Below are 14,425 nucleotides of genomic sequence, written 5' to 3'. Positions count from 1 at the left end.
GGCTAGTCGAACAGCACCGCCGCGTTGAGGTAGCCGGTCGGGTCCAGCGCTGCCTTGACCGACCGCATCGCCGCGATATCGGTTGCCTGCCTTGACATTTCGAGATAGGCGCGTTTGCGGCTGCCGACGCCGTGTTCGGAGCTGACGTTGCCCCCGCACCGCGCGATCAGGTCCATCATCGGCCCGTAGAGCGCCTTCTCCCGCTCCAGCGGCACCCGCAGCACGTTGAGGTGCAGGTTGCCCTCACCGATATGTCCGAACAACACGGGTACGGCGTCGCTGACCTGCTCGCGGATCAACGCGACGGCCTCGTCCGCGAATCCGGCGATAGCAGCCAGCGGCAGCGACACGTCGAACTTCAGCGGCGGCCCGTACACGCCCAGCACCTCGGCCAGCGATTCGCGAACTCGCCAGAGTCGTTGCTGGGCAGCAATATCCACGCCCACCGCGGGCTCGGCGGAAAGCGGTGCATCGGCGAGCAGGTCAGCCAGCCGTTCGGTCTGATCGTGGTCGGCGGCCAGCTCGATCAGCAGCAGCCAGTTCGCCTCGACCGGTGCGGCGATGCCGAGATGCTCGGCGGTCAGCGCGCCGGCCCGGCCGTCGATCAACTCGAGTGCGGCGATCCCGTCCACGTCCCGGAACGCGCGGCCGGTGGCGACCAGCGCGTCGAGGTCGTCGAAGCCGCACACCGCGGTCACCCGATGCGACGGCGTCGGATGTAGCCGTAGATCCAGCGCGGTGATCACCCCGAGGGTGCCCTCCGCACCGACGAACAGCGCGGGCAGGTCGTATCCGGTGTTGTCGCTGCGCACCGGGCTGTGCCGGCGCATCAACGACCCGTCGGGCAGCACCACGTCCAGGCCGACGACCTGCTCGCCCATGTTGCCGTACCGGACCGTGCGCAGCCCGCCGGCATTCGTCGAGGCCATGCCGCCGACCGTCGCGGTGTCGCGGGCGGCGAGGTCGACGCCGAACACCAGGCCCGCCGCGGTCGCGGCGCGCTGCACGGCGGCCAGCGTGGCTCCGGCACCGACCGCGATTCGGCGCTCGGTGGTATCGACATCGCCTAGCGCACAAAGCCTTTCGGTGGATAGCAGCACGTCGTCGTGCTCTGGCACGGTACCTGCGACGAGCGAGGTCCGACCGCCCTGCACGGTGACGTGGGCCCCGGCGTCGCGGCACAACCGCAACACCTCGGCCACCTCCTCGGCCGAACCCGGACGCACCAGCACGCTGGCCTTGCCGCGGTAGCGGCCGGTGTGGTCGACGCTGCGCCCGGACAGCACGTCGGGGTCGGTGACGACGTGATTGGACCCGACGATCCCGCTGAGGTCCCCGAGACTGCCTGGCATGTTCGCGGTTATAGCACCCCGGGCGTCAGAACAGGTCCTTGTGGTTCACGTCGGTGATCAGCCCGCCGTCCATGATGAACTCACTGCCGGTCGAGTACGACGACTCGTCGCTGGCCAGGAACAGGATGAACGTCGCGACCTCTCGAACCTGCCCGGGCCGGCCCAGCGGAATGGTCACCATGTCCTCGGGCAGATGCTTGGTCATCGGGGTCTTGATGAAGCCGGGGTGCACCGAGTTGACCCGGATGTTGTGGGGCGCCAGCTCCAGGGCGGCCGACTTGGCCAGGCCGCGAACTCCCCACTTGGACGCGACGTACGGGTGCACCATGGGTGCGCCGCGCAGGCCCTCGATCGACGACACGTTGATGATCGAGCCGCCGCCGGCCGCGATCATCGGCTCGACGGCCACCCGCATGCCCAGGAAGGTCCCGGTCAGGTTGACGTCGATGACCTTCTGCCACTTGGCCAGGTCGAAGCTCTTGAGCGGGCCGAGCGCGACGGTGCCGGCATTGTTGACCAGCACGTTGAGCTTCCCGAATTCGCTGATCGCGGTGGCGACAGCGGCGTCCCACTGGTCGGGCTGGGTCACGTCGAGGTGGACATAGCGGGCGGAGTCGCCGATCTCGTCGGCCAGCGCCTTGCCCTGGTCGTCGAGGATGTCGCCGATCACCACCTTGGCGCCCTCCTCGACGAGCAGCCGAGCGTCTTCGGCGCCCATACCGCCCGCGGCGCCACTGATGAGTGCAACTTTTCCGTCTACCCGACCCACGGAGGGTCCCCTTTCGTTAGGTGGTCACCAAAGTGCTTGGTGCGTAAAGGCCTTTGCCGGTGATGAGCGGCAGATCGAGGGTGGTCCGGATGCCCGGCGGTGCCGCGATCACGGCCGGGATCGCGTTGACGACGCGGCCCGCGGCGCCGGCGATCGCGGCGTGGTTGTGGTCGCCCTTGCGGCTGCTCGGAATGATGTCGACGGCGTAGGACGGTTCGCCGGTGATCTCGACGCGGTAAGAGCCGTCGCCGGAGGCGGGCTGGGGCAGGTCGGGGCGCAGGTCGGGCCGCAGCCGGGTGACGTGCTCGATCACGATCACGGGGTGGCCCTTGACCATGCCGGAAATCTCGAACTGCAGCACCGCCACGGTGCCCTTGGCCACCCGGCCGACCGCGATGTCGAAATCCTCCGGCGCCGGTTCGCGCTGGTAGGACTCTTTGATCTCGTCGACCTCGATGCCGAGGCCGGCGGCCAGCTGACGGATCGCGGTGCCCCACGCGATGCCGAGGATGCCCGGTTGCAGCAGCATCGGAATTTCGTCCATCGGCTTGGCGAACCCCATGTAGTCCATGACCTCGGTCCCGTTGTACGAGGCGTAGTCGTGGATCTCCATGCAGCGCACCTGCTCGATGCGCTGGCAGGTCCCCGCGAGAGCGAACGGGATCAGGTCGTTGGCGAAGCCCGGATCGACACCGCTGATGAAGATGCTCGAATTGCCTTGCTGGGCAGCATCTTCCACGCGGCCGATGTATTTATCGGGCATCACGCCCCAGGGGAACTGCAGCAGCCCGGGCGAGGACCCGACGACGTTGATGCCGGCGGCCAATATGCGCATCACGTCGGCCATCGCGTCGGGCAGCCGGGTGTCGCCCATCGCGCAGTAGACGACGCAGTCGGGTTTGGCGGCGATGATGGCGTCCAGGTCGTTGACGGCCTTGATGCCGGTGACCGTGGGGGCATCCAAGCCGACGCCGCACAGTTCCCCGGCGTCTTTGCCCACCTTCTCCGGGGTGGACACGTTGACGCCGGTCAGTTCGAACTGCGGGTTGGTGATCAGTTCGGCCAGGGCCAGGCCTCCGACATTTCCGGTACCGACGTGCGCGACGCGGATCACCATCTTCAGTCTCCGTCCCTTGCAGCCTGGAAAACTTTTCCAGACACTAGTCCACTATTTTTGAGCCGCCTACCGGGGTCGTGCGGGCTGGGAGCGCGATCGCTCGCGAGCGTAAGCGCAGCGCGAAAAATCGAGCGCAATCTCGCCGTGTGCTTACGCTCGCGAGCAGAGCAGAATGGAGTGCCGATGACGCAGCGCGAAGATGTGCAATTCAGCGCCGGTGGCGACCGGATCAGCGCGTGGCTGTATCGGCCCGCCGGCGCGGGCGATGCGCCGCTGCTGGTGATTGCGCACGGCCTGGGCGGGGTGCGCACCATGCGCCTGGATGCCTACGCCGAGCGATTCAGCGCCGCCGGCTACGCCTGCCTCGTCTTCGACTACCGCAACTTCGGCGACAGCGAGGGCCAGCCGCGCCAGGTCCTCGACATCGACATGCAGCTCGCCGACTGGGCCGCCGCAGTGGCCTACGCCCGCACCCTCGACGGCATCGACCACCATCGGATCGCGTTGTGGGGCACCTCTTTTGCGGGTGGTCATGTGATCGCCACGGCCGCCCGGCTGCCCGGCATCGCGGCGGTCATCGCCCAATGTCCGTTCACCGACGGCCTGGCGTCGGCGCGCACGATCTCTCATCCGCTGGCCGCCGCGCGCATCGCCGCACGCGCGATCCGCGACATCGTCGGCGCCCGGCTGGGCCGGCCTCCGGTGATGATCGCCACGGCGGGCCAGCCCGGCGACGTCGCCCTGATGAATACGCCCGACTCCTACGCGGGCTACCTGCGGCTGGTCCCCGAGGGTGTCCAGCTGCGCAACGAGATCGCGGCACGCATCACGCTGAAGATCTTCACCTACCGCCCCGGGTTGCTCACCCCGAAGATCGGCTGCCCCATCCTGTTCTGCGTGTGCGAATACGACTCGCTGGCGCCGGCGGACGCCACCCTGCGCCACGCGGCCAAGGCGCCGCGCGGCGAGGTGCACACCTACCCCGAGGGTCATTTCGCGATCTACGTCGACGACGCTTTCGAACGGGTGGTCGCCGATCAGATCGCGTTCCTCGACAAGCATCTGCGCCGAGACACCCGAATCTGAGTAGTCCTACCCTGTCCGGCGCGGCCACGCTTTCGCATCCTGGGATACATGGAAATTCCCAATGGCACGTCGAAGAACACCCCCGCGTTTTTCATCCAGGCCGCGATCGCGTTCGGAGTCAGTTTCGCCAGCGCGCTCGGCGGGATCTTCTATCTCCCGCTCGACGCATGGCAGCGACTGTTCCTCGGCATCACCGTGTTGTTCCTCGTCTCCAGCGCGTTCACCCTGGCAAAGGTGATCCGCGATCAGCAGGAGGCCGCAACCGTGCGGGTGCGTCTGGATGAGGCGCGGATGGAGAAGCTGTTCGCCGAACACAATCCGTTCACCACCGCGACCTGATCGTCGGGCGAGCCCGCGCCGGGGCGCCGCCGACTTATGCTGAGCGCGATGACGCGCCCCAATCCCGATCCGACGGCGCCGCTGTGGCGCGCGGCGCAGGTGTTCCGGCTGCTGAGTTGCCTTTACGCGCTGGGCTTTCAGATCGCCATCAACCCGGACCTGCGCCGCCCGGCGCTGGGTTGGGTGCTGTTCGCGGTGCTGATCGGATGGAGCGCGGTCTGCGCGATCGCCTACATACGCGGCTTCGGCCGAAGGCCGGCGTGGGTGGTCGCCGAGATCGTGGTGGTCGTACTGCTCATGTGGTCCAACCGGGTGGTCACGTTTGATCACTGGGCCTCGGAGAACCAGACCTGGCCGACGACATTGTGGGCCAGCAATCCCACGATCTCGGCCGCGATCCAGCTCGGTCCCGTCCGCGGCATGCTGACCGGACTGGTGGTGATGGCCACCAATTTCGCGGTCAAGAATTACTTCGACCTCAACATGAGCCACAACGCCACGATCATCATCGAGCTGGCGATCGGCATGGCCATAGGTTTGGCCGCCCAAACCGCGCGACGCGCCCACGCGGATCTGCAACGCGCGGCGGCGCTGTCCGCCGCGGTGCAAGAGCGTGAGCGGCTGTCCCGCGAGGTGCATGACGGCGCCATCCAGGTGCTGGCGCTGGTCGCCAAGCGCGGACACGAAATCGGCGGCCCCACAGCGGAATTAGCCGACTTGGCCAGCGAGCAGGAACGCGCGCTGCGACGGTGGGTCACCGCCACCGCCATCGACGAGTACGGGGACCAGTCCACGATCGATCTGCGCACGCTGCTGCGCCACCGAGAATCCGACCGCGTATCGCTGAGTGTGCCGGGCACGGCGGTGGCGTTGCCGCGCGGGGTGGCCGCCGAGCTCGATGCCGCGGTGGGCAACGCCCTGAACAACGTTGCGGCGCACGCGGGCGCTGCGGCCCGCGCGTTCGTGCTGCTGGAAGATCTGGGCGAGTCGGTGACGGTCAGCGTGCGCGACGACGGCGTAGGCATCGCCGACGGCCGGCTGGAGGAGGCCGCCCGACAGGGACGCCTCGGGGTTTCGAAATCGATTGTGGGACGGCTGAATGCGCTGGGAGGCAGTGCCCAACTGCACAGCCGCCCGGGTGAAGGCACAGAGTGGGAACTGTGCGTGCCGCGCGACGGGGGGATCAAATGACCGACGACACCGCGGCGACGGTGATGGTGGTGGACGACCATCCGATCTGGCGCGACGCGGTTGCCCGCGACCTCGCCGAGGACGGATTCAACGTGGTCGCCACTGCCGACAGTGTGGCCGCCGCCCGGCGCCGGGCGGCGGTGGTCAGGCCGGACGTCGTGGTGATGGACATGCGCCTTTCCGACGGCGACGGCGCGCAGGCAACGGCCGAGCTGCTGGCGGTTTCACCGTCGTCGCGCGTGTTGGTGCTTTCGGCCTCGGATGAACGCGACGACGTCCTGGAGGCCGTCAAGGCCGGCGCTACCGGCTATCTCGTCAAGAGCGCCTCGAAAGCCGAACTGGCGCAAGCCGTCGAAGCCACCGCGGCGGGGCGGGCGGTGTTCACCCCCAGCCTGGCCGGACTGGTGCTCGGCGAGTACCGGCGCATCGCCCAGAGCAAGGACCCGGGGCCGGCCGGCCCCAGACTGACCGAACGCGAGACCGAAGTGTTGCGCCATGTGGCAAAGGGACTGTCGGCCAAGCAGATCGCCGAGCGGTTGTCGCTGAGCCACCGCACCGTCGAAAACCACATCCAAGCGACCTTCCGGAAGCTGCAAGTCGCCAATCGGGTGGAGTTGACCCGCTACGCGATCGAGCACGGGCTGGACAGCGAACCCTAGGCCCGGTACGGCTGCTGCTTCGGCAGCGAAATAGACAGTGCTACAACAACTATCGTGGCGACAAGGCTGTATAAGAAGATTGCCCACGCCACCGCCCCGGTGGGCAGTCCGGCCATCTGCTTGCCGAACACCAGCGGCGCCGGGACGACGTGCGTCACCAGCAACAGGCCCGCCAGCAGGCCCGGCACCGATGCCACCAGGGTGACCCAGATGCCCCCGCGGCGGCGGCACCACAGGATGACCGCGCCGATGAACAGCCCGGCCGCCGATACGGCCTCCAGCAATGCCACCATCAGCAGGCCCATCCCGGTAGGTGCCGCCAGCAGCAGCGGAGACAGGAACCCCAGGCCGCGAACCAGCTTGGCCAACGCAAGGTCGCAGGCGACAAAGCCCAGTCCATGGACGGCCGCGCCGGTGAGGGCGAGCAGTCCGGCCGCCACAGTGGCGACCGACTGCTGCGGGGATGTCACGCCCGATCCCGAGCGGTCGCGGCCAGCGCCCGAGCGCCCAGCAGCGCGGTCACCATCGTCGCGACGCACATCAGTCCATTGTCCTTCAGCCCCCACTTGATCGAGGCCAGAGTCGCGACCCCGGCGACGCACAGCAGCAGGCCCGCCGCCACACCCCGGGCGACCGAGGTGATCGCCCCGGCGCCGTCCCAGCCCGCGAGCGGGTTGTTCTCCAGCGGCCGCAGCACCAGGAACAGCACCGCCACCACGGCAACCATCAGGATCAGTTGCATCACACTGATGGCCGGGTAGTCCGGTCGGCCGGGGTAGCGAGGGTGGCCGGTCAGATCGAAGAGCAGGTGCATGCCGAGCAGCGCGGGCATGTGCCACAGGTACAGCGTCATCGCCCCGGAGTTGCCGAGCGCGGTCCACCACCACACGCGTGGCCGTTGCGCCCATCGGGTGATCGCGGGCATGGCTGCGATTGCCAGCGCGCTCAGGACAATGGCGTGGCCGGCTTGCAGCAACGACGGCGGGCTGGTGTTGGACAGTCCGTGATGCCCGGTGCCGACCAGGCTGATTTGGTACGGCCCCCAGCACACCAGAGCGACGTCGACCGCGAACGCGACCGCGGCCGTCACCAGCGCGGCACGCCCGGTCAGCAGACCGCGGCGGTACGCGACACCGAACATGGCAGGGATGAGCCAGACCGCCATGTTGAGGTAGCCCAGCGCCGACGCGGCCGGCCAGTGCAGCCGGACGACGTCGATGGCGGCGATGGCCCCGTAGACCGCGGCCACCCCCGCAACGAAACGGGTGCGGGTGGTGATCCGGGCCATCGCCGGCATCGCGGCCAGCACCAGCACGTAGGCGCCGAGGAACCACAGCAGCTGGATGCTGACACCGGCGACGGGTTCGTAAATATGTTGAGGCAGAACGGGATACAGCACAGTGAGCGCGACCGCCCAGAATCCGAGGTAGTAGAACACCGGCCGGAACAGCCTGGTGCAGCGTTTCATCAGCCAGCCGCCCCAGTTGGCGCCGGGCCGCCAGGACGACAGGCTCGCGGCGGCACCGGCGAAGAAGAACAGCGGCATGATCTGGAAGATCCAGGTGAGGGCCTGAAACACCACCGAGGTGGTCAGCAGGTTGTCCCAGATCAGCACGTGGTTGCGGATGACACTGATGGCCATCACAGTGTGACCGGCCACGACGCCGATCAGCGACACGATACGGATGACGTCGAGGGCTCGGTCGCGATCGGCCGGCGTAGAGGCCGCCAGCTCGGCGGGGCTAGGAAGTGTTTGCACTCGAAAAGCATTGCCGGGCAGCAACCCCCAGGGCCCGCGCAGTTCTACGCGTTAAGCCTGAGTAGTTCTACTCAAACCGATCAGGCCCGTTACGGCCCGAGCGGAGACTCCGTGCGGATCGTCTCGTCCCGGATCAGCCCCCGCAGCAGCGCGGTGCTGAACTCGGCGGCGATTTCCTTGGCAGTCCGGCGGCCGTCGGGGCGCAACCAGCGGTAGGCCCCCAGCGTCATACCGATGTAGCCCAGCGCCACAACGTGGGTATCGCATTCGAAAAACTCACCGCTGGCGATGCCGCGGTCGATCAGGCCGTGCACGTGCTCGTAGACCTGGGTTTCCTTCTCCCGGACCTCGGCGACCTGTTCCTCGGTGAACCACTCGGTGATGTACGGCGCCTCCTGGAAGTACACCGCCGCTCCTTCCGGGTTCTCGGCGATGTTCGTCAGCAGCCGGACGGTGTATTGGTAAAGCGCCTCCCGGGCCGTCCAGGACGGGTCGTCGTGGACGGCTTCCAGGGTGCTCTCGGCGGCCTGGCGGTAGATGTCGAACAGGATCAGCGATTTGCTGGCGTAGTAGTGGTAGACCGTCGCCTTGTTCAGGCCGATGACGTCGGCGACGTCGTCCATCCGGGTGCCGTGGTAACCGCGGGCGGCGAACAGCTTGGTGGCGACCGCCAGCAACTCCTCGCGGCGCGTCAACCCGTTGCGGGTGATGCTGTCCGATGACATCTTTACTCACTATCGTCGCGCCAACGCGGCCGAATGGGCATGGCTTCGGTCCGGTCTAGGCAAAGTACCAATCAACTGGTTGGACAGTTTAGAGGTATCGGCGCCTGTCGCACCGGCACGGATGCGACTAGACTCGGATATTTGAACTGGTCGCGAGTGCAGAGGTGGGGCGATGGATCCGAGTCCGGATTATGACGGCAGCGACGAAATCGAATTCTTCATGAAGTATTTCACCTGGGGCCTGCGCGGGGTTCAGGACGGAAACGGCTACCCGCCGCCCGCCTACCCGCCCGTCTAGCCAGACTTTTTCGCGTCCCGAACAAATCGCGGCACCGCCAGCGTCGCATTCCGTATTTGTTTTGTGTTGCAAGCGAATCGGGCGGGCTCAGTCACACCAATCACTACTACGGGCGGCACCTAAAATGCCCGCCTTCGAGCGACAAAATCCAGCGGGCTGCGTCGCGCGCCATGGTTGTCGCTCAGAGGCGGGCAAAAAGCTGACCCCGCCCTCGCCCTCGCACTCGCCCTCGCCCTCGCCCACGCCCACGGACTCGCCCTCGCCCTCGCCCTCGGAGAAGTCGCACGCAGGTCAGCCGCCGTAGGCGACGTCGAGGCGTTTGACGCCGTTGATCCAGCCCGACCGCAGTCGCTGCGGCTCGGCGAGCTTGGTGATGTCGGGTATCTGCTCGGCGAGCTCGTCGAAGATCAGCTTGATTTCCATCCGGGCCAGGTTGGCGCCGATGCAAAAATGCGCGCCGTTCCCACCGAAACTCAAATGCGGGTTCGGGTTGCGCGAAATGTCGAACTGGAAGGGATCGTCGAAGACTTCCTCGTCGAAATTGGCCGAACTGTAGAACAGCCCGACCCGCTGGCCTTCGCGGACGGTGACACCACCCAGTTCGACGTCGGCGAGCGCGGTGCGCTGGAAGCAGTGCACGGGACTGGCCCAGCGGATGATCTCGTCGACCGCGGTGGCCGGCCGCTCGCGCTTGAACAGTTCCCATTGCTCGGGGTGGTCGAAGAACGCGTTCATCCCGTGCGTCATGGCGTTGCGGGTGGTTTCGTTGCCGGCCACGGCCAGCAGGATGACGAAAAACGCGAATTCGACGTCGCCCAGCGCGTCCCCGTCGATGTCGGCCTGGATCAGGCGCGTGACGATGTCGTCGGCCGGGCAGCGGCGCCGCTCGTCGGCCATGTTGTAGGCGTAGGCCATCAGCTCGGCGTTGGCGGTGGTGGGATCGCTGTCGAAGTCGGGATCGTCGGTGTTCATGATCGCGTTGGTCCAGTCGAACAACTTCGCACGATCCGCCTCCGGCACGCCGATCAGGTCGGCGATCGCCAGCAGGGGCAGGTTCATCGCGATGTCGTTGACGAAATCGCCGTCCTGCTTGAGCGCGGCGGTACGCACGATCTCCTTCGCCGCCCCGGCCAGCTTCTCCTCGAGTTGGGCGATCGCGCGCGGCGTGAACAGCCTCGACACCAGCTTGCGCAGGCGGGTGTGTTCGGGCGCATCGTGGTTGATCAACAACGCCTTTGTCAGCTCGAGCTGATCGGCGGTGACGCCTTCGGGAAGGCGCATGACGGCGCCCTTGCGATTGGTCGACCACAGGTGGCCGTCCCGGGAGACGGCCTTGACGTCCTCGTGGCGGCTGATCACCCAATAGCCGCCGTCGTCGAAGATCGACTCGGGCTGCGGGTTCCACCAGACCGGGGCGGTGCGGCGCAGCTCGGCGAACTGGGTGACCGGAAGGCCGGCCAGCAATACGTCGGGATCGGTGAAATCGAAGTTCTCTCCGAACGGACACGTCGTTGTGCTCATCCCGCCGATCATACAGATGATTGCATGACGTATGACCTGCCGGGCGACGCGCGTCGGATATCGTCGCGGTGTGCGGACCCGTGGATGGGGTGGCAGCGTGCCGGCCACCGACGAGGAGGCGGTGGCCCGCATCCTGGCGGCCACCCGCCGGACCATCGACGAGCGCGGCGACCAGACCACGCTGGCCGATGTCGCGCGCACGCTTAACGTGACGCGGCAGACGATCTACCACTACTTCGCCTCGACCGACGAACTGCTCCAGGCGACCGCGCTGGGCGCGACCGACGACTTCATGGACCACCTGGCGACGGCCCTACACGGGATGACCGACCCCGCGGCGGCTTTGATCGAGGGCATCTGCCTGACGCTGGAGCGCCTGCCGAAAGACCCCTACATCGGCCTGCTGCTGCGGGTGTCGCGCACCGGGGCGTTCGCCGAACAGGTCACGGTCACCAACGAGACCGCCCGCGTGCTGGGCCGCTCGATTCTGGACCGCCTCGACGTCGAATGGTCGGGCTATGCTCCCGCCGCGATCGAAGACATCCTGCAGATCGTGCTGCGCACGCTGCAGTCGTTCATCCTGTCGCCGCCAACCGGCGATGGGGCCGAACTGCGCCGGCTGCTCGGCGTGTGGGTCGGTCCCGTCGTCGCCGCGCTACCGCGCGCCCAGAGGGCCCCTACAGAGCCTTGAGTTCCTCGGCGACCTCGGTCACCGACTTCTTCGCGTCGCCGAACAGCATGCTGGTGCCCTCGCCGTAGAACAGCGGGTTGTCGATGCCGGCGAACCCGGAGTTCATCGACCGCTTGAGCACGATCACCGACTTGGCCTTGTCGACGTTGAGGATCGGCATGCCGTAGATCGGGCTGGAGGCGTCGTTGCGGGCGGCCGGGTTGGTGACGTCGTTGGCGCCGATGACGATCGCGACGTCGGTGCGGGAGAACTCGTCGTTGATGTCGTCCATGTCCTTCATGGCGTCGTAGTCGACCTCGGCCTCGGCCAGCAAGACGTTCATGTGCCCGGGCATCCGGCCGGCCACCGGGTGGATCGCGTACTTGACCGTCACACCCTTGTTCTCCAACAGAGCCGCCATGTCCTTGACCGCGTGCTGGGCCTGCGCGACGGCTAGACCGTAACCGGGCACCACGATCACCTGGTTGGCGTAGGCCATCTGGATCGCGGCGTCGGCGGCCGAGGTCGCCTTCACGGTCTTGTCGCCGGTATCGCCACCGCCCACAGCCACACCGCCACCGCCGAAGCCGCCCGCGACGATCGCGGGGATGGAGCGGTTCATCGCCTTGGCCATCAGGTTGGTCAGGATCGAACCCGAGGCGCCGACGATCATCCCCGCCACGATCATCGCGGTGTTGTTCAGCGCCAGACCCGCCGCGGCGGCCGAGAGCCCGGTCATCGCGTTGAGTAGCGAGATGACCACCGGCATGTCGGCGCCACCGATCGGCAGCACCACCATCAGACCCAGCACCCCGGCCGCGGCCAGCAGGCCGATCATCCACCACAGCGACGCTCCACCGGTGCCCGGATGGGCGTGCAGGCCGACGACGACCGCCGATCCGACCGCCGCGGCCAGCAGCAGCAGGTTGATCGGCTGCTGGGCCTTGCCGAAGCCGATCGGCGAACCAGAGATGATCTCCTGCAACTTGCCGAACGCGATGATCGATCCCCAGAACGAGATCGAGCCGATGATCGCGGCGAACAGCGAGGCCACCACGATGTGCACGGTCGGCGACTCGCCGTGCTGGAACGCCGAAAAGCCACTCGTCTCAATGAACTCCGCGAGCGCGATCAGGGCGACCGTGCCCCCACCGACGCCGTTGAAGAACGCCACCAGCTGCGGCATGGCGGTCATCTTGGTCATCCGCGCCGGCGGCACACCCAGCGCGACCCCCACGACCAGGCCGGCGATGATCAGCACCCACGATTCGGTGTGCCGGATCTTGACCAGGGTCGCCGCCACGGCCAGGGCCATGCCCACCGCGGCGATCAGGTTTCCGCGCACCGCGGTCTTGGGACCGGTCAGGCCCATCAAGCCGTAGATGAACAGCGCGAACGAAATGATGTAGAGAACCGTCACCAGGTAGTTCATTTGGCGGCCGGCCCTTCCACATTCTCGGCCTTCACGGCCGGAGCTTTCTTGCCCTTGAACATGCCCAGCATCCGGTCGGTGACGATGAAGCCGCCGATGACGTTCAGGGTTCCGAACACCACCGCGACGAACAGGATGATCTGCACCGCCAGCGACGGATGCTCGACCTCCCCGAACACCACCAGCGCGCCCAGCACCACGATGCCGTGGATCGCGTTGGTACCCGACATCAGCGGCGTGTGCAGGGTGTTGGGCACCTTGGAGATCACCGCAAACCCGACGAACCCGGACAGCACCAGAATCGCGAGGTTCTCTAACAGCTCGTCGTACATCTAGGAGTCCTCCTTGCGAGTGACGCACGAGTCCGCGATGACTTCGTCGCCGAAGTCCGGCGCCAGCTTCCCGTCGGTGATCAACAGGTCCAGCAGCGCCGTGATGTTCTTGCTGAAGAGCTCACTGGCGTGCTCGGGCATCGTCGCCGGCAGGTTCAGCGGCGAAGCGATGGTGACGTCGTGCTTGACCACCGTCTGCCCGGGCTCGGTGAGCTCGCAGTTGCCGCCGGTTTCCCCGGCCAGGTCGACCACCACGCTGCCGGGCTTCATCGCTTCCACGGCCGCGGCGGTCACCAGTCGCGGCGCGGGCCGGCCCGGAACCAGCGCCGTGGTGATCACCACGTCGAATCCACTGATGGCCTTTTCCAGGGCCTGTTGCTGCTGGGCGCGTTCCTCGTCGGTCAGCTCGCGGGCGTAGCCGCCCTCGCCGGCCGCGGCCAAGTCTTTTTCGCCCAACGTCAACCACTGCGCGCCGACCGAACGCACCTGGTCGGCCACCTCGGGGCGGACGTCGTAGCCGGTGGTGCGCGCACCCAACCGCTTGGCCGTCGCCAGCGCCTGCAGCCCGGCCACGCCCACCCCGAGCACCAGCACCGTGGCCGGCTTCACCGTGCCCGCCGCCGTGGTCAGCATCGGGAAGAACCGCGTCGACTCCGAAGCCGCCAGCAGCACGGCCTTATAACCGGAGACGTTCCCCTGGGACGACAAGGCATCCATGGCCTGAGCACGTGAGATGCGCGGAATCGCCTCCAGCGCGAACGCCTGCACCCCGGCCGCCTTGAGCGCGCCGATCGAGTTCTCCGCACTGCGCGGCGCCAGGAAGCCGATCAGCGTCTGGCCGCTGCGCAGCTTGCCCACCTCGTCGGAAGTCGGGGGCGCGACCTTGACGACGACGTCGGCGGACCACGCGTCCCCGATGGTGGCGCCGGCCTCGGTGTACAGCTCGTCGGGAAGCAGCGCCCGCGCACCCGCTCCGGACTCGACCACCACCGCCACACCACTGCTCACCAGGGATGCGACCGCCTTGGGTACCAGTGCAACGCGGCGCTCATCCGTCCCGGATTCGGCGACAACGCCGACCTTGACCGGCTCTAGCTGCGCATCTGTCATGGCGCGTACATCTACTTTCCTTAGCTCAGCTGCATTAATGCGAACCTCGTTGAGTTGAACACCCT

Annotated in this window: 16 protein-coding genes; 6 read left to right on the top strand and 10 right to left on the bottom strand. The window is 67.2% G+C overall.

The features are described from left to right. Positions 1-2 precede the first annotated feature (2 nt). From AC5Y5O_RS06880 to AC5Y5O_RS06870, 3 genes are read right to left on the bottom strand one after another with little or no spacing between them, the layout of a single operon-like run. A complete protein-coding gene (locus AC5Y5O_RS06880; RefSeq protein WP_500024344.1) occupies positions 3-1,352 on the bottom strand; it encodes an FAD-binding oxidoreductase in 1,350 nt (449 codons plus the stop codon). A gap of 25 nt (positions 1,353-1,377) precedes the next feature. After that, the gene (locus AC5Y5O_RS06875) at positions 1,378-2,121 is read right to left on the bottom strand and encodes a glucose 1-dehydrogenase (RefSeq protein WP_096283765.1); all 744 of its coding nucleotides are present in this window, start codon (positions 2,119-2,121) and stop codon (positions 1,378-1,380) included. Positions 2,122-2,137: 16 nt separating this feature from the next. Then, positions 2,138-3,238 (bottom strand): NAD(P)H-dependent amine dehydrogenase family protein, encoded by a 1,101-nt coding sequence (locus AC5Y5O_RS06870; RefSeq protein WP_096283763.1) that lies wholly within the window; start codon positions 3,236-3,238, stop codon positions 2,138-2,140. 183 nt (positions 3,239-3,421) lie between these two features. Between AC5Y5O_RS06870 and AC5Y5O_RS06865 the strand changes: the two genes are divergently transcribed. Genes AC5Y5O_RS06865 through AC5Y5O_RS06850 form a run of 4 tightly spaced genes read left to right on the top strand, consistent with a single transcriptional unit; the run spans position 3,422 to position 6,513 of the window. After that, entirely contained in the window at positions 3,422-4,324 is a 903-nt protein-coding gene (locus AC5Y5O_RS06865) for an alpha/beta hydrolase (protein ID WP_096290799.1), read from the top strand. Positions 4,325-4,372: 48 nt separating this feature from the next. After that, complete coding sequence (locus tag AC5Y5O_RS06860) at positions 4,373-4,663, top strand: YiaA/YiaB family inner membrane protein (RefSeq protein WP_096283761.1); 291 nt, start codon at positions 4,373-4,375, stop codon at positions 4,661-4,663. Positions 4,664-4,711: 48 nt separating this feature from the next. Next, a complete protein-coding gene (gene macS, locus AC5Y5O_RS06855) occupies positions 4,712-5,854 on the top strand; it encodes a MacS family sensor histidine kinase (protein ID WP_165796271.1) in 1,143 nt (380 codons plus the stop codon). Beyond that, entirely contained in the window at positions 5,851-6,513 is a 663-nt protein-coding gene (locus AC5Y5O_RS06850) for a response regulator (RefSeq protein WP_096283757.1), read from the top strand. Before macS ends, AC5Y5O_RS06850 begins: the two co-directional genes overlap by 4 nt. On the opposite strand, the gene AC5Y5O_RS06845 is transcribed toward AC5Y5O_RS06850, so the two are convergent. The 3 genes from AC5Y5O_RS06845 to AC5Y5O_RS06835 all read right to left on the bottom strand — a co-directional run bounded on the left by AC5Y5O_RS06845 (position 6,510) and on the right by AC5Y5O_RS06835 (position 8,997). Continuing rightward, positions 6,510-6,983: a hypothetical protein gene (locus tag AC5Y5O_RS06845; protein WP_096283755.1), complete on the bottom strand. Its 474-nt coding sequence runs from the start codon at positions 6,981-6,983 to the stop codon at positions 6,510-6,512. The two genes, AC5Y5O_RS06850 and AC5Y5O_RS06845, sit on opposite strands and share 4 nt — an antisense overlap. Beyond that, positions 6,980-8,272, bottom strand: a complete 1,293-nt coding sequence (locus tag AC5Y5O_RS06840; RefSeq protein ID WP_096283753.1) for an acyltransferase family protein — start codon at positions 8,270-8,272, stop codon at positions 6,980-6,982. The genes AC5Y5O_RS06845 and AC5Y5O_RS06840 overlap by 4 nt, the downstream gene beginning before the upstream one ends. 89 nt (positions 8,273-8,361) lie before the next feature. Further along, complete coding sequence (locus AC5Y5O_RS06835) at positions 8,362-8,997, bottom strand: TetR/AcrR family transcriptional regulator (protein WP_096283751.1); 636 nt, start codon at positions 8,995-8,997, stop codon at positions 8,362-8,364. Positions 8,998-9,169: 172 nt separating this feature from the next. Between AC5Y5O_RS06835 and AC5Y5O_RS06830 the strand changes: the two genes are divergently transcribed. Then, the gene (locus tag AC5Y5O_RS06830) at positions 9,170-9,295 is read left to right on the top strand and encodes a hypothetical protein (RefSeq protein ID WP_090598460.1); all 126 of its coding nucleotides are present in this window, start codon (positions 9,170-9,172) and stop codon (positions 9,293-9,295) included. A 291-nt stretch (positions 9,296-9,586) separates the two neighbouring features. Here the strand turns inward: AC5Y5O_RS06830 and AC5Y5O_RS06825 are convergent, their stop codons facing one another. Beyond that, a complete protein-coding gene (locus AC5Y5O_RS06825) occupies positions 9,587-10,816 on the bottom strand; it encodes a cytochrome P450 (protein WP_500024338.1) in 1,230 nt (409 codons plus the stop codon). Between the two features lie 70 nt (positions 10,817-10,886). Between AC5Y5O_RS06825 and AC5Y5O_RS06820 the strand changes: the two genes are divergently transcribed. After that, positions 10,887-11,507 (top strand): TetR/AcrR family transcriptional regulator, encoded by a 621-nt coding sequence (locus AC5Y5O_RS06820; RefSeq protein ID WP_096290797.1) that lies wholly within the window; start codon positions 10,887-10,889, stop codon positions 11,505-11,507. On the opposite strand, the gene AC5Y5O_RS06815 is transcribed toward AC5Y5O_RS06820, so the two are convergent. The 3 genes from AC5Y5O_RS06815 to AC5Y5O_RS06805 are packed head-to-tail and all read right to left on the bottom strand — an operon-like array spanning position 11,494 to position 14,360. Further along, positions 11,494-12,918, bottom strand: a complete 1,425-nt coding sequence (locus tag AC5Y5O_RS06815) for an NAD(P)(+) transhydrogenase (Re/Si-specific) subunit beta (RefSeq protein ID WP_096283749.1) — start codon at positions 12,916-12,918, stop codon at positions 11,494-11,496. The two genes, AC5Y5O_RS06820 and AC5Y5O_RS06815, sit on opposite strands and share 14 nt — an antisense overlap. Then, complete coding sequence (locus tag AC5Y5O_RS06810) at positions 12,915-13,250, bottom strand: NAD(P) transhydrogenase subunit alpha part 2 (RefSeq protein ID WP_096283748.1); 336 nt, start codon at positions 13,248-13,250, stop codon at positions 12,915-12,917. The genes AC5Y5O_RS06815 and AC5Y5O_RS06810 overlap by 4 nt, the downstream gene beginning before the upstream one ends. Further along, a complete protein-coding gene (locus AC5Y5O_RS06805; protein ID WP_096283746.1) occupies positions 13,251-14,360 on the bottom strand; it encodes a Re/Si-specific NAD(P)(+) transhydrogenase subunit alpha in 1,110 nt (369 codons plus the stop codon). Positions 14,361-14,425: the final 65 nt, after the last annotated feature.

The sequence above is a fragment of the Mycobacterium sp. NGS40 genome (assembly GCF_059812735.1).
This window is presented reverse-complemented; position numbering and strand designations above follow the sequence as displayed.

What these genes read in the sequence shown, in the direction of transcription:
- AC5Y5O_RS06880 (WP_500024344.1), bottom strand. Translation starts at nt 1,352, where the DNA reads ATGCCAGGCAGTCTCGGGGACCTCAGCGGGATCGTCGGGTCCAATCAC.
- AC5Y5O_RS06870 (WP_096283763.1), bottom strand. Translation starts at nt 3,238, where the DNA reads ATGGTGATCCGCGTCGCGCACGTCGGTACCGGAAATGTCGGAGGCCTG.
- AC5Y5O_RS06865 (WP_096290799.1), top strand. Translation starts at nt 3,422, where the DNA reads ATGACGCAGCGCGAAGATGTGCAATTCAGCGCCGGTGGCGACCGGATC.
- AC5Y5O_RS06860 (WP_096283761.1), top strand. Translation starts at nt 4,373, where the DNA reads ATGGAAATTCCCAATGGCACGTCGAAGAACACCCCCGCGTTTTTCATC.
- macS (WP_165796271.1), top strand. Translation starts at nt 4,712, where the DNA reads ATGACGCGCCCCAATCCCGATCCGACGGCGCCGCTGTGGCGCGCGGCG.
- AC5Y5O_RS06850 (WP_096283757.1), top strand. Translation starts at nt 5,851, where the DNA reads ATGACCGACGACACCGCGGCGACGGTGATGGTGGTGGACGACCATCCG.
- AC5Y5O_RS06835 (WP_096283751.1), bottom strand. Translation starts at nt 8,997, where the DNA reads ATGTCATCGGACAGCATCACCCGCAACGGGTTGACGCGCCGCGAGGAG.
- AC5Y5O_RS06830 (WP_090598460.1), top strand. Translation starts at nt 9,170, where the DNA reads ATGGATCCGAGTCCGGATTATGACGGCAGCGACGAAATCGAATTCTTC.
- AC5Y5O_RS06825 (WP_500024338.1), bottom strand. Translation starts at nt 10,816, where the DNA reads ATGAGCACAACGACGTGTCCGTTCGGAGAGAACTTCGATTTCACCGAT.
- AC5Y5O_RS06815 (WP_096283749.1), bottom strand. Translation starts at nt 12,918, where the DNA reads ATGAACTACCTGGTGACGGTTCTCTACATCATTTCGTTCGCGCTGTTC.
- AC5Y5O_RS06810 (WP_096283748.1), bottom strand. Translation starts at nt 13,250, where the DNA reads ATGTACGACGAGCTGTTAGAGAACCTCGCGATTCTGGTGCTGTCCGGG.
- AC5Y5O_RS06805 (WP_096283746.1), bottom strand. Translation starts at nt 14,360, where the DNA reads ATGACAGATGCGCAGCTAGAGCCGGTCAAGGTCGGCGTTGTCGCCGAA.